Annotated in this window: 20 protein-coding genes; 5 read left to right on the forward strand and 15 right to left on the reverse strand. The window is 39.8% G+C overall.

The window, feature by feature from the left end:
• The first annotated feature begins 67 nt into the window (after nt 1-67).
• The gene (locus CCS77_RS05975) at nt 68-370 is read left to right on the forward strand and encodes a c-type cytochrome (RefSeq protein ID WP_009294052.1); all 303 of its coding nucleotides are present in this window, start codon (nt 68-70) and stop codon (nt 368-370) included.
• Between the two features lie 118 nt (nt 371-488).
• Here CCS77_RS05975 and CCS77_RS10655 read toward each other — a convergent pair whose 3' ends face one another.
• The 14 genes from CCS77_RS10655 to yajC form a co-directional block, all read right to left on the reverse strand.
• Entirely contained in the window at nt 489-1,085 is a 597-nt protein-coding gene (locus tag CCS77_RS10655) for a hypothetical protein (protein ID WP_021089574.1), read from the reverse strand.
• 126 nt (nt 1,086-1,211) lie between these two features.
• Entirely contained in the window at nt 1,212-1,763 is a 552-nt protein-coding gene (gene epsC / locus CCS77_RS05985) for a serine O-acetyltransferase EpsC (RefSeq protein ID WP_009294053.1), read from the reverse strand.
• Nucleotides 1,764-1,767: 4 nt separating this feature from the next.
• Complete coding sequence (gene cysK, locus CCS77_RS05990) at nt 1,768-2,673, reverse strand: cysteine synthase A (RefSeq protein WP_012139961.1); 906 nt, start codon at nt 2,671-2,673, stop codon at nt 1,768-1,770.
• 93 nt (nt 2,674-2,766) lie between these two features.
• Nucleotides 2,767-3,435, reverse strand: coding sequence for an endonuclease III domain-containing protein (locus CCS77_RS05995; protein WP_107916865.1), 669 nt, complete (start codon nt 3,433-3,435; stop codon nt 2,767-2,769).
• Nucleotides 3,432-4,196 (reverse strand): ATP-binding protein, encoded by a 765-nt coding sequence (locus tag CCS77_RS06000; protein ID WP_021089571.1) that lies wholly within the window; start codon nt 4,194-4,196, stop codon nt 3,432-3,434. Before CCS77_RS06000 ends, CCS77_RS05995 begins: the two co-directional genes overlap by 4 nt.
• Nucleotides 4,193-7,138, reverse strand: coding sequence for a transcription-repair coupling factor (gene mfd / locus CCS77_RS06005; RefSeq protein ID WP_107916866.1), 2,946 nt, complete (start codon nt 7,136-7,138; stop codon nt 4,193-4,195). The genes CCS77_RS06000 and mfd overlap by 4 nt, the downstream gene beginning before the upstream one ends.
• The gene (locus tag CCS77_RS06010; protein ID WP_107916867.1) at nt 7,119-8,321 is read right to left on the reverse strand and encodes a Mur ligase family protein; all 1,203 of its coding nucleotides are present in this window, start codon (nt 8,319-8,321) and stop codon (nt 7,119-7,121) included. The genes mfd and CCS77_RS06010 overlap by 20 nt, the downstream gene beginning before the upstream one ends.
• Nucleotides 8,318-9,892 (reverse strand): GGDEF domain-containing protein, encoded by a 1,575-nt coding sequence (locus CCS77_RS06015; protein ID WP_103594561.1) that lies wholly within the window; start codon nt 9,890-9,892, stop codon nt 8,318-8,320. The genes CCS77_RS06010 and CCS77_RS06015 overlap by 4 nt, the downstream gene beginning before the upstream one ends.
• Nucleotides 9,873-10,412 (reverse strand): LPS assembly lipoprotein LptE, encoded by a 540-nt coding sequence (gene lptE / locus CCS77_RS06020; protein WP_103594562.1) that lies wholly within the window; start codon nt 10,410-10,412, stop codon nt 9,873-9,875. Before lptE ends, CCS77_RS06015 begins: the two co-directional genes overlap by 20 nt.
• Before the next feature lie 3 nt (nt 10,413-10,415).
• Nucleotides 10,416-12,881, reverse strand: a complete 2,466-nt coding sequence (gene leuS, locus CCS77_RS06025) for a leucine--tRNA ligase (protein WP_107916868.1) — start codon at nt 12,879-12,881, stop codon at nt 10,416-10,418.
• Between the two features lie 8 nt (nt 12,882-12,889).
• Nucleotides 12,890-13,228, reverse strand: coding sequence for a DUF6394 family protein (locus CCS77_RS06030; protein ID WP_002942000.1), 339 nt, complete (start codon nt 13,226-13,228; stop codon nt 12,890-12,892).
• Between the two features lie 9 nt (nt 13,229-13,237).
• A complete protein-coding gene (secF, locus tag CCS77_RS06035; RefSeq protein WP_012139969.1) occupies nt 13,238-14,209 on the reverse strand; it encodes a protein translocase subunit SecF in 972 nt (323 codons plus the stop codon).
• A 2-nt stretch (nt 14,210-14,211) separates the two neighbouring features.
• The gene (secD, locus tag CCS77_RS06040) at nt 14,212-15,792 is read right to left on the reverse strand and encodes a protein translocase subunit SecD (protein ID WP_009294063.1); all 1,581 of its coding nucleotides are present in this window, start codon (nt 15,790-15,792) and stop codon (nt 14,212-14,214) included.
• On the reverse strand, nt 15,792-16,064 hold the full coding sequence (gene yajC, locus CCS77_RS06045) for a preprotein translocase subunit YajC (RefSeq protein WP_002941849.1): 273 nt from the start codon (nt 16,062-16,064) through the stop codon (nt 15,792-15,794). Before yajC ends, secD begins: the two co-directional genes overlap by 1 nt.
• Between yajC and CCS77_RS06050 the strand changes: the two genes are divergently transcribed.
• Nucleotides 16,040-17,332, forward strand: coding sequence for an apolipoprotein N-acyltransferase (locus CCS77_RS06050; RefSeq protein WP_201741702.1), 1,293 nt, complete (start codon nt 16,040-16,042; stop codon nt 17,330-17,332). The genes yajC and CCS77_RS06050 overlap by 25 nt on opposite strands.
• Nucleotides 17,333-17,375: 43 nt before the next feature.
• Here the strand turns inward: CCS77_RS06050 and metK are convergent, their stop codons facing one another.
• Complete coding sequence (gene metK, locus CCS77_RS06055) at nt 17,376-18,581, reverse strand: methionine adenosyltransferase (protein ID WP_002942025.1); 1,206 nt, start codon at nt 18,579-18,581, stop codon at nt 17,376-17,378.
• A 138-nt stretch (nt 18,582-18,719) separates the two neighbouring features.
• Here metK and sstT point away from each other — a divergent pair, with 138 nt between their 5' ends.
• From sstT to CCS77_RS06070, 3 genes are all read left to right on the forward strand, one after another.
• Nucleotides 18,720-20,087, forward strand: a complete 1,368-nt coding sequence (gene sstT / locus CCS77_RS06060; protein ID WP_430516328.1) for a serine/threonine transporter SstT — start codon at nt 18,720-18,722, stop codon at nt 20,085-20,087.
• A gap of 87 nt (nt 20,088-20,174) precedes the next feature.
• On the forward strand, nt 20,175-21,896 hold the full coding sequence (locus CCS77_RS06065) for a M3 family oligoendopeptidase (protein ID WP_107916870.1): 1,722 nt from the start codon (nt 20,175-20,177) through the stop codon (nt 21,894-21,896).
• A gap of 1 nt (nt 21,897) precedes the next feature.
• Nucleotides 21,898-22,347 (forward strand): hypothetical protein, encoded by a 450-nt coding sequence (locus tag CCS77_RS06070; protein WP_107916871.1) that lies wholly within the window; start codon nt 21,898-21,900, stop codon nt 22,345-22,347.
• The last annotated feature ends 50 nt before the right edge of the window (nt 22,348-22,397 follow it).

Below are 22,397 nucleotides of genomic sequence, written 5' to 3' on the forward strand. Positions count from 1 at the left end.
AACCCGCCCCTTGCAAATTTACATTTTTGTATTATAATGCCGGCACGTTTTTTAAAAAGGATGACAAATGAAAAAACTACTAATCGTTTCAAGTGTTGCAGCACTACTTTCAACTGCTGCTTTCGCTGCAGATGGCGCTACTATCTATAAAAAATGCGTTGCCTGTCATGGCGCTAAAGCTGAAAAAGTTTTCAATAACAAAGTTCCAGCTTTAACATCACTTGATGCAGCAGCTATCGAAGCAGCTCTAAAAGGCTACAAAACAGGAGCAAATAAATTTGGTCTTGGTGCTATGATGAAGCCTATCGCTACTCCAATGAGCGATGAAGATGCAAAAGCAGTAGCTGAATACATCCAAACTTTAAAATAATCACAGGGGCGCTCGCCCCTTTTTTTCTACAAATTTAAACTCACACCAAATTTCAAAAGCTCTTTTGGCAGATAGTCATCTAAATTACCGATTTTGTCGTTATCTATCTCTATTAAATTTAGATCATATTTTTATAAAGCTCTATCTTTTTCTCTTTTCTTTTTAGATATGCCTCGTCATCTTCCAAGCCCCAAAACTCAACATAGACCTTACCTTTTGGTATGTAAAAATCACAATAGACATCCTCTTTTATCGGCACTCTTTTTTCATAAGCCATGCCCTCAGCAAAAAGCCAGTTTGCTATAACTAGCTCTGCCCTACTTCTTACATAGTGACCGTCGTTTGTTCGGTATTCAGCCTTAAATTTCTCTCTAAAGTCTTCTTTTTGCTCTTTTTTGCTAGATTTTTCGCCAGCTTTTGTAATCTCGTCTATGAAATTTTCATTACAAAGTAGCCTCTCATCCCACCTAACGCTTGCCCTGCCCATGTAGAAATTTTGCATGCCGCCATAGTATCTGCCAACATCTGTCACGTTGTAGCCGTTGTCACATTTTTTTATAAAGCCTAAATTTAACAAAACCTCATTTACATCTTTTGCGTTTTTGCCAAATTTCTTTGCTATCTCTTTTGCACTAAACGTATCAGCTATATTTCTTTGATTAAATTTTACGTAAGATTTTTGGCGCAGCTTTTGTCTGATAAATTTTGTTATCAAATTTACTAAAATGACAAATATTATGATAGGTAGCGCAAAGCTAAAAACACTGGTAACATTATGGATAGTAAATTTGCCGTATCAAAAATTTGCTTTTTTATGGTGCAGTGGGAGTAAATTTAAATTTTAAATGATAAATTCTGGCTCAAATTTTGTCCCATTTACCCTGACAACTCTTGCAGGTATGCCAACTACGGTTGCGTTTGCTGGGACGTTTTTTAGCACGACCGAGTTTGCGCCGATCTTGGCATTTTCACCGATCGTTATAGCACCAAGTATCTTTGAGCCAGCGGCGATAGTCACGCCATTTTTAATGGTCGGATGGCGCTTGCCACACTCTTTGCCAGTGCCGCCAAGTGTCACTTGATGATACATCATCACATCATCACCGACCTCAGCTGTCTCGCCGATAACCACGCCCATGCCGTGATCTATGAAAAATCTCCTGCCGATCTTAGCGCCCGGGTGGATCTCGATACCTGTTAGAAATCTTGCGATTTGCGAGATGAGTCTAGCTAGAAAAAACCACTTTTTCTCATATAAAAAATGAGAAATTTTGTGAAATAAAACCGCATGGATGCCAGGAGTGTTTATAAGTATCGCCAAAAAGCAACAACTATGCACCGATGGGTCTTTTTCACGGACGGTTTGAACTAGCTCTTTTAGACTCTCCCACATAATTTTACGCTCCGTAAAGCTCTGTACTTAGGTATCTCTCGCCGTTATCTGGAGCTATGAAAAGCACTTTTTTGCCAGCGCCAAGTCTTTTAGCCACTCTTTTTGCAGCCACGTAAGAAGCGCCGCCACTTATGCCTATCATCAAGCCATCGCTCTTTGCGATCGCTCTAGCTGCGTTTAGTGCGTCATCGTTGCTTACTTTTTCTACTTCGCTAACTAGGCTCATATCCATTGTATTTGGTAAAAATCCAGCTCCGATGCCTTGAATTTTATGTGGTCCTGGGTTGCCGCCACTTAAAACCGGTGATGCCTCAGGCTCTACTGCGATGATCTTAGTGTCATAGCCTTTTTCTTTTAGAACTTTTGCCACGCCGCTTATCGTGCCGCCTGTACCAACGCCTGCTACAAAGGCATCAAGCTTGCTAAAATCAGCCACGATCTCAGCAGCTGTTGTTAGCTCGTGAGCTTGTGGGTTGTACTTGTTTTCAAACTGGCTTAGCATTACGTGATTTGGCTGAGAAGCTAGCTCAGTAGCTTTTGCGATCGCTGCTTTCATACCACCAGCTGCAGGAGTTAGCTCAAGATGAGCACCATAAGCAGCAACGATCTTGCGTCTTTCGATGCTCATGCTCTCAGGCATGCAAAGGATCACTTTAAAGCCAAGTGCAGCACCGCACATAGCTACGCCGATACCTGTATTGCCACTTGTTGGCTCAACGATAGTGTCGCCATGTTTTAGCGTGCCATCAGCTAGCATTTTTGTGATCATATTAAATGCGATCCTATCTTTTACAGAGCCGCCTGGATTAAAAAACTCTAATTTTACGTAAATTTCAGCCTCGTCAGCACCTGTTTTAACCTTTACGATAGGTGTATTACCGATCGTTTTTACGATGTTATCGTAGATCATCACTCCTCCTAAAATAAATTTCTCGTAAATTTAGCATAGAATTTAAAATAAAACATAAAAAGTCCTAATTTGCGCTAAATTTAAAATAAAAATTTAGTTTTTAATGCTATCAAGCACCTCTTGTCCGCTTTGGCTTAAAATTTTGCCTTTAAAATTCTCTTTGCAAAACTCCAAAATAAGCGCATGATAGAGCTTTAAAACCTCAGTTTCGTCAAATTTCTCACTATCAAGAAATTTATAAATTTCATCATAATCAAGCGAGCTAAACCACTCAGCCGCCTCGTCGTAGCTCTCAAAAATGTAGTCAAAATATGCCATTATCCTAAGCGCATAAGCATCAACAACCATGTAAGGCTTGCCGCAAGCATAAGCAAGTATTGCATCGCAAGTCTCAGCGCCAACGCCTTTTACGCTTATGAGCCACTCGCGGCTTGCATTTTCTTTAAAATTATCAAAGCTCTCAAATTCATTTTTTATAGCTAGACAAAGCGTCTTTAGTCGTTTTGCCTTTGTGTTGTAAAAGCCACTTGGCTTTATGAGAGTGGCAAGCTCGCTGTTTTCAAGCGCACAAATGGCGTCTAGGCTATCTTTGCTGGCATTTTTTAGATTATCTAGCGCTTTTTCTACGTTTTTCCAGTTGGTATTTTGCACCAAAATAGCGCCCAAAATAACCTCAAAAGTGTCCTCGCCTGGCCATTTTAGCTCGTCTAAATTTCTCTTTTTGTGATTTAGCAGAGCTAAAAACAGATCAGTTGATCTCATTTTAAATTTTCTTTAAAAGTTAGATAAAACTGCTTTGCAGTCCTGCCACTTCTGCTAGCTCTTAGGGTAGCGAAATTTTTAGCAAGCGTGTGAAGCTCATCTTTGTCGCCAGTGTAGTCTTTAAAGTAAAAATCAACCATTTTTAGGTACTCATCGTAGTTGCCTTGATAAAAGCTGATCCAAAGACCAAAGCGATCTGAGAGAGAAATTTTCTCCTGAGCTGCGTCGCTGTAGTGGATTTCTCCGTCTATTAGCTCTGAGTTTTCATTTTCGCTTTTAAACTCGCTTATTAGGTGGCGGCGATTTGATGTGGCGTATAAAAGGACGTTTTTTGGCGGCTTTTGGATAGAGCCATCCATGATAGGCTTTAGAAATTTATACTCATTGCTACCATTTTCAAAGCTTAGATCGTCGCAGAAAATGATAAATTTAAACTCGCTCTTTCTAATCTCGTCGATGATGTCGCCAAGGTATTTTAGATCCTCGCAGCCAATCTCAATGATGCGAAGTCCCTCTTTATAAAATTTAGTAAAAACAGCCCTTACAAGGCTTGACTTGCCACATCCTCTCTCGCCCCAAAGAAGCACGTGATTTGCCTCGTCGCCCGCTATAAAATTTCTAGTATTTTTTAGCAAAATTTCTTTTTGTTTCTCTAGTCCATAAAGTGAGTCTATATCGACAAAATCAATATCCTCAACCGGCTTTAACATCCCTTTTGTACTTTTATAAATCGCTGCGTACTTCATACCCCAATCTATCATCTCTTATCCTTTCTTAGATAGACCAAAATTTCAGCCAAAACATCGTCATCGTCCTTACTACGTGACTTTAGCCTGATCTTCTCGTCATCATTTTTTGTTATTAGTATATTTTGCTCGCTGTTTGAGATCGTCTTTATACCAGCTTTTAGAGCTAAAATTTTGATGATGATAAGGTCTAAAAACTGCTTTGTAAATGTATCTATCTTGCCAAATCTATCCTCAAGCTCGCTTTGTATCTCATAGACTTCAGCGACCTCTTTACACTTGCTAAGGCGCCTGTAAATTTCAAGCCTTAGCCTATCTTCTCTTATAAATTCTTGATTTAAAAAGGCGCTCACACTAAGCTTTAGATCGATCTTGTCAAGCTTTGCGGAGTCTTGATTAAGAAGCTTGTTTATCTCATCTTCTAGCATCTTTAGATATAGCGAGTAGCCGATAGCCTCGATGTGACCGCTTTGCGCCTCGCCGATGATGTTACCACCACCCCTTATCTCAAGGTCGTGATAGGCTAGCACTGAGCCAGCACCCAAAAATGAGTTGCCCTCAAGTGCCACAAGTCGTTTTAGCGCGTCTTTGCTAATGGCATCTTTATCCTCAACCAAAAAGTAGCAATAAGCCTGCTTATCGCTTCTACCCACGCGACCGCGCAGCTGGTGCAGGTCAGCCATGCCAAATTTATTAGCATTTTCTACGATTATGGTGTTTGCATTTGGCAGGTGGATGCCGCTTTCAACGATGCTGGTGCAAAGTAGTAGGTCATACTCGCCCCGCTCAAATTTCATCATCTCATCTTCAGCGACTTTTGCATTTATCTTTGAGTGAAGTATCAAAATTCTAAGCTTTGGCAAAATTTTTCTTAGCTCATTTGCCGTCTGCTCGATGTCTGCGATGTGGTTGTGGATGTAAAAGGTCTGCCCGCCGCGTCTTAGCTCACGCATAATCGCCTCTTTGATGACCTTTTCGTCCCACTCTCTCACGCTTGTTCTCACATCCAGCCTTGAGCTTGGCGGAGTGGCTAAAATGCTATATGTTTTTATCTTGCTAAGCGCCATATTTAGGCTTCTTGGTATCGGCGTGGCGCTCATACTTAGGATGTGTGAGTGCTGAGAAATTTCTTTTAGCTGCTCTTTTTGCTTGACGCCAAATTTATGCTCTTCATCAACGACGATAAGCCCTAAATTTTCAGCCTTTACGCTAAGAAGCGCATGCGTACCCACGCAAACTATGGGCTCATTTTCTTTTAGCGCTTTTTGCAGGTTTGATTTCTCTTTGGCACTTGAGAAGCGATCCAGCCTAAAGACCTTTATGCCAAATTTGCTAAATCTCTGGCTTAACGTCTTGTAGTGCTGCGAGCTAAGAAGCGTCGTTGGCACAAAGAAAAACGCGCTAAAGCCTGATTTTATGCAGGTAAATATGGCATTCATCGCAACTTCAGTCTTGCCAAAGCCAACATCTCCGCTAAGCAGCCTATCCATCACCTTGCCGCTTTTTAGCTCATCTTTTATATCATTTACCGCTTTTTGCTGGTCGCTCGTATATGAAAAGCCAGCGTCTTGGACGAAATTTAGATAAGAGATATCCTCTTTTTGTAAAATTTTGCCTGCGATTAGCTCTCTTTTTGCCGCCATCGCTACGATCTTTGAAGCGATCGCAAAGAGTTTTTCTCTAACCTTCTCTTTTATCTTGGCAAAATTTGCCTTGCCTAAGCGATCAAGCACCGCCATAGAGCCATTTTGCGCGATATAACGATCTATTAAATTTAGATGTTCAACTGGCAAAAGAAGCTTGTCATCATTTTGGTAGGCAATTACTACAAATTCTTTCGTAGCACCCAAAACCTTGATCTTTTCAAGGCCTAAAAACCTGCCTATGCCATAATCTTCATGCACGACATAGTCATTTACTTTTAGCTCATCTACCACGAGGCTTGAGCGTTTAACTCGCCTTTTTTTCTCAAATTTATTAAGTGATACTACGATCTTGTCGCTTGAGGTTAAATTTACTACAAGGGGCGAAATCTCAAGCTTTACGTTGGCAAAGCCATCAAGCTCATAGCCCTTAAAAAGCCCCTCATTTCTTGAAAGAACGGTTATGCTTTTGCTCTTATTTAGCTCAAAAAAGTCAAAATTTAAAGTAACTTCTAGGTCTTTATAGACCTTTGGCTCAGGCAAAATTTCAATGCCCTTAAATTTCTCCTCAGGCGCATCATAAATTTCAAAATCGATCTTTTTAACAAGTTTTGAGTCAAAAACTTTCAAGTAGTCGCTAAAGCTATCTATCGCCCAAAATCCAAGCGAATTTAGATCGCTCACCAAAGCGTCGCTTTGCATATCCTCGATCTTTTGGCTAACTTTTTCAAACTCATCTTTGCTCAAATTTGCTATAAACGGAACGATCTCGGCTTCGCTTAGCTCATTTTTGTTGCTAATTTGCGTGGCGGTGTTGTAGTTTCTGATACTCTCCACCTCATCGCCAAAGAGTAAAATTCTAACAGGATCATCCATATTTACGCCATAAATGTCGATCACTTCGCCGCGTATGCTAAACTCGCCAACGCTCTCAACGATATCGACGCACTCGTAGCCAAATCGTATGAGCAAGTCGGCAAATTCGTTTAAATTTAGATTATCTTTTAGCTTGATCGTTGAGCTTTCTAGGTTTTTTTGCGTTGGAAGTGGGTTTAAAAGCGTGCTAAATGGGCTTATGATGATCTTTTTGCCATCAAATTTATAATATTTGCTAAGAACGGATGAAATTTCAAAGAGCTCTTCGTTAAAACTTCTTAGATCATCGCCCTTTTTAGCTCTAAAATCAGGTAGTTTAAATGCGCTAAAGCCAGCAAAACTGGCCGCATCAGCGCAGAGTGCCGCCTCTTTGTCATCTTCGCAGATGAGAATTTGTGGGGCGTGTGTTAAAAGATACTCATAGACCTTTGCTTGCATAGTACTCTTTTAAAAAGGCTTCGGCCAGGTGAAACGAGCCAAATGCTAGGTAAATTTTGCCGTTTTTTGCCTCTTTTATATCGTTCATATCGCTTGGCTCAAACTCTCTATGCGAAATTTCAAGCTCATTTAGCGCTTTGTTTATGAGCTCTCCGCCAAGCTCCCTGCCCTCGCAGTGGTAGTGATAAAGTAGCACGTCCTTGACAACTGGCTTAAGAGCTGCCAAAACTGCCTTGAAATCTTTATCTAAAAACGAGTTATAAACTAGCGTTAGCTTCTTGCCGCTAAACTCTTCTTGGCTAAATTTCTTAGCCACAGCCTTTGCACCAAGCTCGTTGTGACCGACATCAACGTATAAATTTGAAGCGATCTTTTCACATCTGCCGTGAAGCGATAAAGCGCCAAGCTTTTTGATATCTATGCTACTATCTAAAATTTTAGCCGCGGCGTAGGCTAGAGTTAAATTTGAGCGCAAAAACTCTGGTAGGTTAAATTTATCTGCGTAGTTTGCGATCTCGTTTAAATTCTCTTTGGTCAAAATTTCTCTTGGAAAGCTCAGAGTTGCGCCTTTTTCGCTTGCGATCTCTTTTGCGATAGCCACACTTATCTCGTTCATCTCATCATTTAAGATAGCTCTTTTGCCCATGGCTTCAAATTTCGTGCGTGAAATTTCTTCTAAGCTATTGCCTAATATCGCCGTGTGATCAAAGCCGATCGGAGTAAAGATGCTTAGCTCTTTTTCAAAGACATTTGTCGCATCCAGTACGCCGCCCATGCCAGCCTCGCAGACAAAGTAGTCACAACCCTCAAAAAGCACCGCAGAAAGTAGCGTCATATACTCAAAATAGCTCGTTTTTATCTTGTATTCATCACTCAAAAGAGCTTGCAAACGCTCATGAGCTCTCTCTAAAATTTCATCGCTAGCGACCTCGCCATTTAACCAAAATCGCTCGTTAAATTTAAATATATGTGGGCTCGTGTAGTGGCCTACTTTTGCGCCCTTTTGGCTTAAAATTTGCGCTAAAAAGCGGCCTGTGCTACCCTTGCCATTTGTGCCGATGATGTGGATTATCTTAAAAGGCTTTAGATAGCCTTTGATCGTATCATAAGCCCTTATGATCCTGCCATAGTCGATCTCTTTGTAGTAAAGTGGCTTGCCATCAAGAAATTTCGCTAGGCTCATTTTTCCTCGATTATCTTTGGCATGACTTGGTTTCTGCCGCCCTCTTTTGAAAGATAGAGCATCTTATCAGCACCCTCAAGCGTCATCGTGTCACTTAAATTTGCACTTCTTGTCGCCACACCAGAGCTAATGGTAACTTTGATGCGCTCGTTTTTATAGATAAATTTGAAATTTTCGATCATGCTTCTTAGCTTCTCGCCAAATCTAACACCATCTTTTAGGCTTGTACTTGGTAGCAAAATGACAAATTCCTCGCCGCCATATCTACCGACAAAATCAACCTTTCTAGCATTTTTCTTAAGCACCTGAGCCACGGCTGAAAGGATCACGTCGCCAGCCTCGTGTCCGTAGGTGTCATTTATCTTTTTAAAGAAATCAATATCAACAAAGCAGATCGAATAGTCCGTGCCGTAACGCTTATAAGCCTCTTCGATACGCTGAATTTCACTCATCAAAGCTCTTTTTGTAGCCACTTTTGTCAAAAAGTCCTCTTTGCTCTCAAGCTTAGCAGCTTCAAGCTCTTTTTCTAGGCTTGTGACCCTGTTTTGAAGCTCAGAAATGGTCGCTTGCTTGCTGTTCATCTCAAGGCCAAGCTCCTTGCTCTCGATCTCAAGCGCACCTGCGATCTCGATAAGCATGCTCTTTACATGATCGATGCTATTCTCATTTAAATTTACCTTTTTAAGGTCGTTTTTGATACTTTGCGCCTTAGCTGAGCTACTTTTTGAGCTAGCTGCGATGTCAGAAATTCTATCGCCTATGTTTTGCAAGATGTTATTTATCGAGCCCACTTTTTCGATGATCTCGCTTCTATCCTCTTCTATCCTGCGATCAACAAAGGTCTTTATCTTATCTTGAATTTCTTTGCTATTTAGGCTTTGTGGATTTTGCTTCAAAACGCTTCTAATGCTGCTAAGCTCTTCGCCAAGCTCCTTTGTGATAGAAGGCTCAAGCGCAAAATTTAAAAGCTCCACTAAAGCATTTTCTTCTGCATTTTCATTTTTTTGAGATAAGAATTTCTCAAGCTCAGCGCTCATAGTCTTTAGATCGTCAAAGTCTCTCACGCCGTAATATTTCAAAAAGTCCAAAAATTCAGCATCGTAAGAGCTTACAAAGTCAAACCATTTAAGGCACATCTCTTCAAGATTTTTCTCATCATATCTTCTAGCAAGTAGCTGCATGCCCTGCTCTGCTAGAGCTTTTGCATCTTTGTTGTGAAGCATAGAGATAGCTTGGAGGATTCTTCTTGCAAAGGCGTTTAGTGACTTTAACTTTTTATCATCAACCACTTGTGCTGTGCCATTTTTAGCACCATGAGAGAGCCTAGCGGTCATAAAAGCTACAAACTCATCGACCGTTTTTATATGAAGGCTTATAGCTTGCGCTTTATAGTCATCACCAAGCCTTGAGATATATTTTTCTATCTTTTTGCTCTCTTCGGTAGTAAAGCCATATTTTTTAGAAATTTCATTATAAACTTCGGTGTAATTTTCTGGCGTTAGCATCAAATGGCGATCTTTTATCTCGCTCAAGGCTTCCTTGACTATTTGACTAACGGTTACTGCTGCCATTTTTATATCCTTTTACAGCTAAATTTGCGATGTACTCATCAAACGCCTCTTTTGAGGCCTCTTTTATAGCTTCATATTTTTGAGTATCACTAAGAACGCTATCTGCAAATCTTACATCTTTTTGACGTCTTGCCACGCTAAAATCATACTCTCCAGTAGCAGGTATATCTACGACACGACCATCTTTAAATTTGGTTTTATAATTTAGAATTAAAAAAGCTTTATACGATGTAATATAGCCATATTCATCATAGATTATCGCCTCATAGGTTAAATTTTGCACTGAGACAATTATCGAAGTATCAGCGTTATCTTTGCTTGATAGTGATTTATGCAGCCTTGCGACCATGCCCTCTTTTACGGCGTCTTTTATCCAGACACTATTTTTTGGCTCTTCTTTGCTGATGATAACATCAACATAAACTCTATCTCCAACCAAATCCTGCGAGATCTTTGAAACTGGTTTATAGCCACATCCGCAGATAAATATAGCAATAAAAAACGCTAAAAAATATCTCAAAATTTATCCTTTAATGACAAAATTTACTAATTTGCCTTTTATATAAATCTCTTTTAAAATTTCTTTTCCTTCAAGCCATTTAGCCACATTTTGCTTAGCTTGTTTTAAAATTTCACTCTCACTCTCGCTTGCTACTACTTCAAACTCAGCCCTTTTCTTGCCATTAACTGTAACTGCAAGAGCGATGCTATCTTTTACAAAGACCTCTTCTTTTACAGCTATCTTTGTGAAATTTTTTCTGTCAAAAAGCTCTTCGCTAAGCTCATTTGCGATATGCGGCACGATAGGCTCTAGTAAATTTAAAATGATAAAAAAGCCCTCAGCATTTACATCCTCATTATCTTGCGCATTTATAGCGTTTAGTGCCTCCATGCAAGCAGCGATTAAAGTGTTAAAAGCAAATGTATCGCCAAAAACCTCGGTTGATTTTTTAAGCGCTTCATAAATTTTAAGCCTTGCAAATTTTTCATCTTTATTTAGACTTTCATGATCTATCTCAGGTAGTTTATCTATCTTTTTGATAGTTTGTGCCTTCTCCCAAAGCCTATTTAAAAACCTAAACGCACCCTCGACTGCGCTGTCATTCCACTCAAGCTCTTTTTGAGGAGGAGCAGCAAAAAGTATAAATAGCCTTGCCGTATCGGCGCCGTATCTATTTATGATATCATCAGGATCTACGACATTGCCCTTGCTTTTACTCATCTTTTTGCCATCTTTTAAGACCATGCCTTGAGTTAGTAAATTTTCAAACGGCTCATCGTCTCTTAGATAGCCAAGATCTCTTAAGACCTTTTGGAAAAATCTAGCGTATAAAAGGTGCAAGATCGCATGCTCGATACCGCCGATGTACTGATCTACATTCATCCAATAATTCACGCTCTTTTCATCAAGTGCTTTTTGCTCCCACGTCTTCTCATCGCTTGCAAATCTAGCAAAATACCAGCTACTCTCTACGAATGTATCCATCGTATCAGTCTCTCTGATCGCGTCTTTGCCGCATTTTGGACACTTTGTAAATTTCCAAGTTGGATGTTTATCCAAAGGATTGCCCTCGCCTGTGATCTTGACATCTTCAGGCAGTGCGATAGGTAAATTTTCCTCTTTTTCAGGCACTACGCCGCAGCATTTGCAGTGCACGACAGGTATCGGCGCACCCCAGTATCTTTGGCGAGAAATTCCCCAGTCTCTTAGTTTGTAGTTTGTGATCCTTTTGCCAAGGCCATCTTTTTCAAATTTCTCTATTATAAAGCTTTTGGCATCCTCTGAGCTAAGGCTGTTTATAAGCTCAGAATTTATAGCAACTCCGTATTCTGAATACACCTTAGAGCCGTCACTCTCACCCTCAAGCGGCTTTACGACTGGTTTTATAGGTAGATTAAATTTAGTTGCAAACTCGAAGTCTCTTTGATCATGAGCAGGAACAGCCATGATAGCGCCACTGCCGTAGTCAGCTAGGATGAAATTTGCAACCCAAACTGGGACCTTTTCATTTGTAAGTGGATGAATGACGTAAATTCCTAAAAATTCTCCGTCTTTATCGCTTGCTTGACGCTCTCTTGGGCTTTGATTAAGTATTGCTTTTATCTTTGCCTTTTTATTTTCATCAAATTTATCACTTTCAAGAAGCGCTTTTACTATAGGATGCTCTGGCGCAAGGGCTGTGTAGCTAACGCCATAAATCGTATCAGGTCTTGTAGTAAATACCTCAAAGCCATCAAATTTACCGCCCAAAGTCTCTTTTGAAGTCTCATCAAGGCTAAATTTAAACTCCAAGCCGTAGCTTCTGCCGATCCAGTTTTCTTGCATTGTGATGACTTGATTTGGCCACTTACCTTCAAGAAGTTTTAGATCTTCAAGTAGCTCGCTAGCGTATTTTGTGATGTTGAAGTAGTATCCTGGAAGCTCTTTTTGCACAACATCATTACCGCATCTCCAGCATTTTCCGTCTTCAACCTGCTCGTTTGCAAGCACAGTTTGATCGTACTCACACCAGTTTACGATGGCATTTTTTCTATAAACAAGCCCTTTTTCAAACATCTTTATAAAAAAGCTTTGCTCCCACTTTGTGTAAAGCGGATCAGATGTAGCTAAAATTCTCTTTTTAGAAAATGAAAAGCCAAGGCTTGCAAGCTCCTTTTTCATATAGTCGATGTTTTCGTAAGTCCAAATTTTAGGGTGAATTTTATGTTTTATGGCTGCGTTTTCAGCTGGCATACCAAAGCTATCAAAGCCGATAGGATGAAGCACGTTAAAACCACTTTTTCTATATGATCTAGCCAGCGCATCGCCGATAGAGTAGTTTCTTACATGCCCCATATGTATGCGTCCGCTTGGATATGGAAACATACTTAGAATATATTTTTTTGGCAAGTTTAGATCATCTTTTGGTTCAAATTCTTCATTTTTATCCCAAATTTCTTGCCACTTTTTTTCTATCTTTAAAGGCTCATATTTTCTCTTCTCAGCCATTTTTTCTCCTAAAATTCTTCTTGTGATTTGCTTGATTCTATTAGTACCAAGGCTAGTGAAAATATATTTGCAATGACCGCGCCAATGGCTAGCGAGTAGCTAAGCGTTGCATTTTCAGAGACTTGCAAAATAACAAAAGCTGGTATAAGGTGCAAATCAGCAACCAGCGAGCTTGCAAAAAGCTCAGCTGAAAGTAAATTTTTAACGCCGATCTTAAGTAGCGTCGAAACCAAATTTATACTAGCTGCCACAAAAAGGGCGATCTCATTTTTGTCATATAAAAACTCCGCCGTAGTCGTAAGACTCATCAGCGCAAAAAATATGTAGATAACTTTTCCCCAGTTCATTATCCCTCCTTACACAACGCCTTTTTCAAACATAGCACGCTCTTTATCACGCTCTTTTTTGATCCTTTGCTTCTCAGCCTCTCTAGCTCTAAAATGCTCAATGCTAAATTTAAACCAGATAAGAAACGGCGAAGAGATGTAGATCGAGCTGATCGTTCCTATAACGATACCAACGATAAGGATAAATGAAAATCCATGTATCATATCTCCGCCAAACAAAAATAACACAACAACAGTCATCATCGTAGTGGCTGAGGTTAGGATAGTTCTTGAAAGTGTGGCTGAGACTGACTCGTTTATAACGCCCTCGATATCGGTTCTCTTACTCTCTTTTATGCCTTCTCTGATCCTATCAAAAATGATGATCGTATCGTTTAGCGAGTAGCCAAGTACCGTTAAAACAGCCGCTAGTGTGTCTAAATTTACATCGATATCAAATAGTGAAATAGCACCAACAGTTATAACGATATCGTGAATTTCGGTTGCGATCGCAGCTAGCGCAAATCGCCATTCAAATCTAAATGTGATATAAAGAAGCACGCCAATTAGTGAAATTCCAAGAGCCATCAGACCCTTTTGCCTAAGCTCGTCACCAACCTTTGGACCAACGATATCAACACGTCTTACTTCAAAATTTCCAGTATCTTTTAAAATTTGCTTTATCTCAGTGCCTATGTCACCAGTTAAATTTGAGCTTGATCCTGAAAATCTAATAACAGCCTCATCTTCGCTTCCAAACTCAGTAACAGAGGCGTTTTTAAGCACTTCATTTGTGCCAAAAGCGTCGCGAATTTTATCAAGTGGCGCTTTGGTGTCGTATTTTAGCTGTATAAGCGTACCGCCAGAGAAGTCGATGCCATAGTTTAAACCCTTCGTTGCAAGCAAAAAGATCGAACCAACAAATAAAAATATAGAAAATGCGAGTGACACAAATCTAAACCGCATAAAATCATAAACTTTTGCCTTAGTAAAAATTTGCATCTCTAGCTCCTTTTATAACCAAACCAAAGTCTGGTATTTCCGCTTTTTTCTATCTTATCCATGACTGCATCAAACATGCCATGTGTGCCTAAAATGGCCGTTAGCATCGAAGCCATGATACCTATGGCCATAGTTACTGCAAAGCCTTTAACTGGACCAGTACCATAAGCATAAAGCACAGCAACTGTGATGATGGTAGTTAAATTTGAGTCGATGATCGCACTCATAGCGTGCTCATAGCCCTTTTGCACGGCCGTTCTTATCGCCACGCCTTCACGTAAAAGCTCACGTATACGCTCATTTATGATGACGTTTGCATCAACTGCCATACCAATCGTTAGCACGATACCAGCCATACCTGGCAAGGTAAGTGTCGCTCCAAAAAGTGCCATGACAGCAACTAATATAACAACGTCTGCAACTAGCGCGATATTTGCAAAAATTCCAGAAATTCCATAATAAACTAGCATAAATAGCACGACTAAAATAGATCCAGCAGCAAGTGCTACCATGCTTTGGTTTATACTCTCTTGGCCTAAAGATGGACCGACACTTCTTTTTTCTAGCATCTTAACAGGTGCTAAAAGTGCGCCACTTCTAAGCGCGATCGCTACGTCGTGAGCCTCGTCAAGTGTAAAGCCACCGCTGATCTGACCGCTGCCGCCACCTATTCTTTCATTTATAACTGGAGCTGAATAGACCTTGCCATCAAGCACGATAGCAAGCCTTTTACCGACATTTGCACCAGTAAAATCACCAAAAATTCTAGCACCTTCTGAATTTAGTGTGAAATTTATGATCGGTAGGTTATTTTGCTGAGAAAATGCGACCTTTGCGTCAGTTAGCATCGAGCCATCAAGCACTGGGATATTTTTAACGACATATTTTACACGGTCATTTTTAGCATCTTTAAAGATCACGTCACCATAGCTTTCAGCCTCGGCCTCACTCATGGTATTAGCTTGATCTTGTCTTTTGTCATCAACTGCCATAAGCTGTAAGTGAGCAGCCTTTGCGATAAGATCTCTCGCTCTTTGCTCATCCTCTTCGGTTTTTATGCCAGGAAGCTCGACTAGGATATTATCTTTGCCTTGTCTAGCGACTGTTGGCTCAGCTAGACCAAACTGATCAAGCCTGTTTCTAATGGTCTCAACAGCTTGAGAGATCGCATACTCGATCGTATCAAGCCTCTCTTGCTCTGTAAGAGTGATATGATAGTTTAGACCATCTTTTTTGATATCAAGTCCTTTTATCTCAGCAAGCGCCTTATCAACCTTTGGAGCCTCGTCACTATCAAGTAGCGCAAAATCAACACTATCTTCTTTTATCTTAAATTTATCAATGAGCACATCTTCTTTTTTGGCATAATAATTTATGCTTCCAGCGACCGACTTGATCTTAGAGTGGATGGCTTCGTTAGTTTCAACACCAAGAAGCATATGAAGACCGCCTTGAAGGTCAAGTCCTAGCGAAATTTTAGCTCCGCTTTGAGTCTGAAAAAAAGATGGCACCGAAAAGCCAAAACCAAAAACCAAGGCTAATATTAATATAATCAGCCTATATGTAACTCTTGCGTTACGCATTATTTATCTTCGATCTTTTTAGCTACAAACTCGCGTGCTATACGAACGATTACATCATCGTTAAGTTTAACTTTGATAAAATCATTTTCGGCTTTAATTACTTCGCATATAAGTCCGCCATTAGTTACTATCTTATCGCCTTTGTCAAGAGCTGCAAGCATTGCTGCGTGAGCTTTTTGTTGTTTTTGTTGAGGTCTGATAACCAAAAAGTAAAATATGGCGAAAAGCACAACAAGAGGTAGTAATGATGTTAAAAAATCAGCGTTTTGCATGGATTTCCTTATTTGTAAGATTTTTAAACGGACATTTTAGCACTAAAATTATAATAAAAGCCTTTGTCGGTGCTTTTTTGCTTTCTAATTTCATTTTTTTAGCTATGGCTGAAAATCAAATTTTAAATTTTATCTCACCTTTTCTCACGCTAGCTGGAATTTACGTCATCATAAATTTAAGCAGGGCTGGCTTTTTCGCAGCTGGCTTTTTCACTGGGATTTTGTGGTTTTACTGGATCGGCTTTAGTTTTATCTACTATGAGCTTGTCTGGCTTATCCCATTTGTTATCCTATTTGTAGCCCTTGTTTATGGACTTTTGTTTTGGATAGCCTCTTTTCCAAGCTTTGTCGCACTAAGAGCTGTTTTATTATTTTTAATAAGCTACGTGCATCCATTTGGCTTTAACTGGTTTAACCTTGAAGCAACGCTTGTTTTAGGCGCTTTTGAGCCAAGCACGAGAGGGCTTATATTTATATTTTTAGCAGCCATTTCTTTGAGTTTAAAAGGTAAAATTTTAAAATTTATCCTAGCTTTTATCTGCCTCATCGCCACTTTGCAGTTTAAAAGTAACGAGGCAAAAACTCTACCATTTGACGTGGAGCTAGTAAATACCAATGTCGCTCAAAGAGTGCGCTGGGATAAAAGCTTGCGCATGAAATTTACAAATGAAAATTTAGACATGATAAATAGCGCCATCGCCGAGCAAAAACGTCTAATCGTGCTGCCTGAGAGTGCGTTTCCATTATTTATGACAAATGAGCCACTGCTTGTTGATGAGCTAAAAGAGCTTTCAAAACAAATAACTATCGTAGCTGGCGCGCTTGCTTATGAAAATAAGCAAATTTATAACTCTGCATTTTTGTTTCAAAATGGCACTCTAAGGCGAATGGATAAGAAATTTTTAGTGCCATTTGGAGAAGAAATTCCTCTGCCAAAATTTATGCAAGATGCAGTGAATAAGCTATTTTTTGGTGGAGCTAGCGACTTTAAGAAGGCTGAAAATTTTAGCGACTATGAGATAGACGGAGTAAAGATCAGAAATGCTATCTGCTATGAGGCGACAAGAGAGGAGCTTTATAAGGGCGAATTTGACGCGGTCGTGGCTATCACAAACAACGGCTGGTTTGTGCCAAGTAGCGAACCTGTGCTTCAAAGACTACTTATAAAGCACCTTGCCACAAAATATAATAAAGCGGTCTATCACAGCGTAAATGGCTCAAAAAGCGAGATCATAAAGCCTAAAAAAGCATTTTGGGATGAGTTTTAAAAGGGAGATTTAAAGTGGCTTTTAGATAAAGCCACTTTTTTAATTATTTTTTTAGTAAAGCCTTGAAAGTATCGACCGCATCAAGCTTTTCCCAAGGGTATTTTGCATTTCCCACTTGACCTTTTGCAGCTACTTTTGCATATAAAAATGTATCTTTGCTTGGCTTATCAAGACCAAATTTATTTGTTATCCAGCGAGGTGTTAGAGAAAAATGCTCGCTTACAAAATTTGAAAGCATATCGTCATTTACGCCGTTTGCGTGAGTTCCCATAGTATCAACGCTAACTGAAGTTGGCTTTGCAACACCGATTGCGTAGCTTATCTGGACGATGCATTTTTTAGCAAGGCCAGCTGCGACTATGTTTTTAGCTATCCAGCGCGCTGCGTAAAGTCCGCTGCGATCAACCTTTGTGTAGTCCTTGCTTGACTGAGCGCCACCACCTATTGGGCTATATCCGCCAAAGCTATCGACGATTAGTTTTCTGCCTGTTAGGCCGCTATCGTGAAGTGAGCTGTGATTTACATATCTACCTGTTGGATTTATGTAAATGATCGTTTTTTCTTTATTATATAGCTCTTTTGGAAGGCCAGTTTCGTCTATTAAATTTTGTATTAGTGCGCGAAGCTCTTCTATCTTCATGCTCTCCACGCAAGGAGCAGATACGACGATAGTGTGGATACTTTGAGGTTTGCAGTTTTCAAAGTTGTCTTTACTGCCGTAATCAATCGTCACTTGCGTTTTTATATCAACACCAAGCTTATCAGGGTTTGCTTTGGCAAATTTATAGACTTTTTCACAAAGCATTCTTGCGTAAGTTATAGCTGCTGGCATAAATTCTTTCGCTTCGCAACTTGCAAAGCCAAACATGATGCCTTGATCACCTGCCCCAATCTCACCGTCACTTTGATCAACGCCTTGATTTATATCTGGACTTTGTTGATTTAAGCAGACTTTGACCTCGATATCGTCTGGATGCAAGCACTGCTCTTTTGTAAAGTTGCTCTTTCCGTCATATCCAATATGCGCAAGAGCGTCTTTTACGATCTTTTCGTAGTCTTTATAAGAGAGTTTTACCTTTGAGTTTATCTCTCCGCCTATTACTATATTTTTTCCAGCTACAAAAACTTCGCTTGCGACGCGTCCATTTGGATCTTGTGTTAAGATAGTATCAACAATGCTATCAGCGATGATATCAGCGCATTTGTCTGGATGACCTGGACTTACAACTTCAGAAGTAAATAGATACATTTTCGTCCTTTTCCTTGGTTAAATTTTCGTGCAATTGTAACAAATCTATATAAAAAGCGAATTAATCTTTTTAAATTTCTTTATATTTAAAAATCATTTAGCTAAAATCAACAAAAAACTAATTTATTAAGGTGTCAAATGAATATGTTTAAAAACATTGCAAGAAGATACGCCGATGGAAATTTGATCGTTCAAATTTTAGTTGGTATCATCCTAGGTGCCCTAGTTGGCTTTTACACACATTATCAGGCAGCCCCTTACAACCAACTCTCAGCTAAAATTCAAACCATCCAAAAAGAGAGTGGCTTAAGCGTAGATGAAGTCATAAAAACTCGCCTTAGCCAAGATGAAGCAAAACAACTTGATGAGGCTAAAGAAAAGGCTAGTTCGGCTGATTCTATCGCTGCTTCAGCCTCAGTTTTAGGAGATTTGTTTAAAGGCGCTCTAAAAGCGATCGCACCTATTCTTGTTTTTGTCCTAGTTGCAACCTCTATCATTTTAAAAGATTTTGGACACACAAAAGGCATGCAAAAGATCATCACACTCTACCTTGTTGGCACCTTTTTAGCAGCTGTTGTGGCGGTAATTGCTAGCTTTTTATTTCCTATTGAGATACCGCTAAAAGGTCTGCAAAGCGCTAATATGTCAGCACCTCAAGGCATCACAAACGTGTTAAAAGACCTTATCTATAAAATGGTCGAAAATCCGATAACCGCCCTAGCAAACGGCAACTATATAGGCATCATCACTTGGGCGATTGGTGGTGGCATCGCTATGAGATATGCTACACCTGAGACCAAAAAGGTATTTAAGGATATAAGCGACGGCGTAACTCATATTGTTAAATTTATCATCAGACTAGCTCCGTTTGGTATCTTTGGTATGGTTGCTATCAGCATTCATGACACTGGATTTGAGGCACTTGCAGGATATCTCAAGCTGATCTTAGTTCTTGTTGGAGCGATGCTTGTAGTGGCATTTATCGTCTATCCAGCGATGGTTTTTGCACTAACTAAGAAAAATCCCTACCCTCTTGTGATGATCTGCTTAAAAGAGAGTGCGATCTCAGCGTTTTTTACAAGAAGTTCAGCTGCAAACATCCCTGTAAATATGGCGCTTTGCAAAAAGCTTGGACTAAAAGAGGAGCTCTACTCGATCTCTATCCCACTAGGAGCTACCATAAACATGGGTGGTGCGGCAGTTACCATTAGCATTCTAGCGCTTACTGCGGTAAATTCTATCCCATCTATCACAGTTACATTTGGCGATGCGCTTCTTCTTTGCTTCATCTCAGCTCTTGGCGCGTGCGGCGCATCTGGCGTGGCTGGCGGCTCACTTCTTCTAGTGCCATTAGCGTGCGGTCTTTTTGGTATCGGCAACGATATCGCTATGCAGTTTGTCACAGTTGGCTTTACGATAGGCGTCATCCAAGACTCAGTTGAAACCGCGCTAAATAGCTCATCAGACGTGCTTTTTACAGCCGTAGCCTCAGAGACTTCAAACTAACATTCATAAAATTTCAGCTAAATTTTGGCTGAAATTTTACTTTTATCCATTTTTTTGTAAAATGTCCCAAAAATTTAAAGGATAAATATGCAAATTTGGGATCTAAAAGCACTTTTCGCAAACGAAAAAGAGTGCGAACAAAACGCACTAAATTTACAAAAAGAGTGCGAGAAATTTAAAGATAAATACCTAGAAAATTATGAAAATTTAAAAACAGACGAGTTTTTAAAGGCATTTGGCGAATATGAAAATTTAATCGCTAAAATTTCAAAAGTAATGACTTACGCTTTTTTAAATTTTGCCAAAGATACAAGCAAGGGTGCATTTTACGCAAAGATCGATGAGATAGCGACAAAAGCAAATGAAAATTTGATATTTTTTGAGATCAAATTTAATGAATTTGCCCCTAAAAAACAAGAAGAGATCATAAAAAGCTCCAAAAAATATGGCTACTATCTAAGCAACCTCGCCAAAGCAAAGCCGCACCAATTAAGCGTTGCCGAAGAAAGAGTGCTACTTCGCACGGCAAGCACCGGAGCTGAGGGCTTTTCAAGGCTTTTTGATGAGAGCATGAGCAAGATGAGGTTTAAATTTAAAGGCGAGCTTTTAAACGAAGAAGAGATTTTAGCTAAGCTTCATGAGAGCGACCAAAGCGTGCGAAAACTAGCTGCTAAAAGCCTTTCAAACGAGCTTAGCAAGCACCAGCACCTCCTTGGCTATATATATAATATGATAAAAACTGATCTAAAAACGAGCTGCGAGCTGCGAAATTTCAAGCTTCCTGAAGAGCCAAGACACCTTGAAAATCAAATCAGTAAAAAAAGCGTTGATTCGCTAATTGCCGTAACTGAAAAAAATTTCGATTTAGTTTCTAAATTTTACGAGCGCAAAAGAGAAATTTTAGGCCTTAAAAAGCTTTACGATTACGACAGATACGCGCCTCTTAGCAGCGAAGGCGAGTATAAATTTGATGAGTGTAAAAAGATAGTTTTAAAGGCGTTTGGGACATTTTCACCTAAATTTGGCGATATAGCCAAAAGCGCCTTTAATGACGGCTGGATCGACGTTTATCCAGCGCCAAACAAGCGAGGTGGAGCATTTTCTCACTCAGGATCAAGCGACACGCACCCTTATGTTTTGCTAAATCACACAAACCAGCGAAGAGACCTTTTCACGCTAGCTCACGAGCTTGGCCACGCTGTGCATCAAAAGCTCTCATATAGCGTAAGCTACCTAAACTCAGACACTCCGCTAACCACGGCTGAGACGGCTTCAGTCTTTTGCGAGATGCTAGTTTTTGACCACATAAAAGATGGCCTTAGCAAAAAAGAGAAAATTTCACTGCTTGCTGGTAAGATCGAGGATATATTTGCCACGCTTTACCGCCAGATAAATTTCACCACCTTTGAAAGGGCTGTGCACGCACATGAGGGCGAGATCAGCCTAGATGAGCTAAATAAAATTTGGCTAAAAGAGAGCAAAAAGATGTTTGGCAAAAGCGTCACACTAAATGACTACTACAAAATTTGGTGGAGCTACATCCCACACTTCATCCATACGCCATTTTACTGCTATGCTTACTCTTACGCGCAGCTTCTTGTGCTTGCACTTTTTGGGCTTTACAAAAGCGGCAAATGCGAAAATTTCGTTGAAATTTACACCGAGTTTTTGAGCCTTGGTGGGAGCCTTAGCCCAAGGGAGCTTGTGGGTAAATTTGGCTTTGACATAGATGATAAAAATTTCTGGCAGATAGGTATAAATGAGGTTAAAAAGCTAGTAGATGAGTTTTTAGAAATTTCAAAGGATTAAGATGTTAGACGAAATTTTAGACGATGAGAAATTTGCGCTTTTGATGAAGATGCACGTCTATGAGTGCATTGATTTTTTACTTGAAAAGGGGGTAAATTTCTCAGTTATGGCAAATTTACCGCTAGTTAGCTTTGAGCCTAGCTTGCCAGATGAGATAAGTAGCAGCTTTAGCATGCCAGTCATCATGTTCTCACTTGGTGGCTATACGCTTGAGAGTGCGAGGCTAACGCAAGATGAGCTTAGCTTTGAGGCTGGCTTTGGTAGTGAGAATTTTGCCTCAGTGGTATCATTTCCACTTGGCGCGGTGATTCAAATTTTGGTTGAAAATAGCCCGATCCTTGTAAATTTCTCCATTTATAAGCCAAAAGAGAAGCAAGTCGATCATGCTAAAAAATCAGCCTCAGTCTTTTTGCAAAACCCAAAAAATAAAGATATATTTAAGAAAAAATAGTAATTTTAAGCATTTTTGGCTAAAATCAAAAGAAAATTTAAAAAGCGAAA

This window comes from Campylobacter concisus (assembly GCF_003048375.1).
GTDB classification, from domain to species: Bacteria; Campylobacterota; Campylobacteria; order Campylobacterales; family Campylobacteraceae; genus Campylobacter_A; species Campylobacter_A concisus_T.

Coding starts and splice junctions, on each gene's coding strand:
- mfd (WP_107916866.1), bottom strand. CDS start 7,138: ATGCAAGCAAAGGTCTATGAGTATCTTTTAACACACGCCCCACAAATT.
- CCS77_RS06070 (WP_107916871.1), top strand. CDS start 21,898: ATGTTAGACGAAATTTTAGACGATGAGAAATTTGCGCTTTTGATGAAG.
- CCS77_RS06010 (WP_107916867.1), bottom strand. CDS start 8,321: ATGAGCCTAGCGAAATTTCTTGATGGCAAGCCACTTTACTACAAAGAG.
- CCS77_RS06000 (WP_021089571.1), bottom strand. CDS start 4,196: ATGATAGATTGGGGTATGAAGTACGCAGCGATTTATAAAAGTACAAAA.
- sstT (WP_430516328.1), top strand. CDS start 18,720: ATGAATATGTTTAAAAACATTGCAAGAAGATACGCCGATGGAAATTTG.
- metK (WP_002942025.1), bottom strand. CDS start 18,581: ATGTATCTATTTACTTCTGAAGTTGTAAGTCCAGGTCATCCAGACAAA.
- CCS77_RS06015 (WP_103594561.1), bottom strand. CDS start 9,892: ATGGCAGCAGTAACCGTTAGTCAAATAGTCAAGGAAGCCTTGAGCGAG.
- epsC (WP_009294053.1), bottom strand. CDS start 1,763: ATGTGGGAGAGTCTAAAAGAGCTAGTTCAAACCGTCCGTGAAAAAGAC.
- CCS77_RS06030 (WP_002942000.1), bottom strand. CDS start 13,228: ATGAACTGGGGAAAAGTTATCTACATATTTTTTGCGCTGATGAGTCTT.
- leuS (WP_107916868.1), bottom strand. CDS start 12,881: ATGGCTGAGAAGAGAAAATATGAGCCTTTAAAGATAGAAAAAAAGTGG.
- CCS77_RS06050 (WP_201741702.1), top strand. CDS start 16,040: ATGTTAAAAAATCAGCGTTTTGCATGGATTTCCTTATTTGTAAGATTT.
- CCS77_RS05995 (WP_107916865.1), bottom strand. CDS start 3,435: ATGAGATCAACTGATCTGTTTTTAGCTCTGCTAAATCACAAAAAGAGA.
- CCS77_RS06065 (WP_107916870.1), top strand. CDS start 20,175: ATGCAAATTTGGGATCTAAAAGCACTTTTCGCAAACGAAAAAGAGTGC.
- CCS77_RS05975 (WP_009294052.1), top strand. CDS start 68: ATGAAAAAACTACTAATCGTTTCAAGTGTTGCAGCACTACTTTCAACT.
- yajC (WP_002941849.1), bottom strand. CDS start 16,064: ATGCAAAACGCTGATTTTTTAACATCATTACTACCTCTTGTTGTGCTT.
- secD (WP_009294063.1), bottom strand. CDS start 15,792: ATGCGTAACGCAAGAGTTACATATAGGCTGATTATATTAATATTAGCC.
- secF (WP_012139969.1), bottom strand. CDS start 14,209: ATGCAAATTTTTACTAAGGCAAAAGTTTATGATTTTATGCGGTTTAGA.
- cysK (WP_012139961.1), bottom strand. CDS start 2,673: ATGATCTACGATAACATCGTAAAAACGATCGGTAATACACCTATCGTA.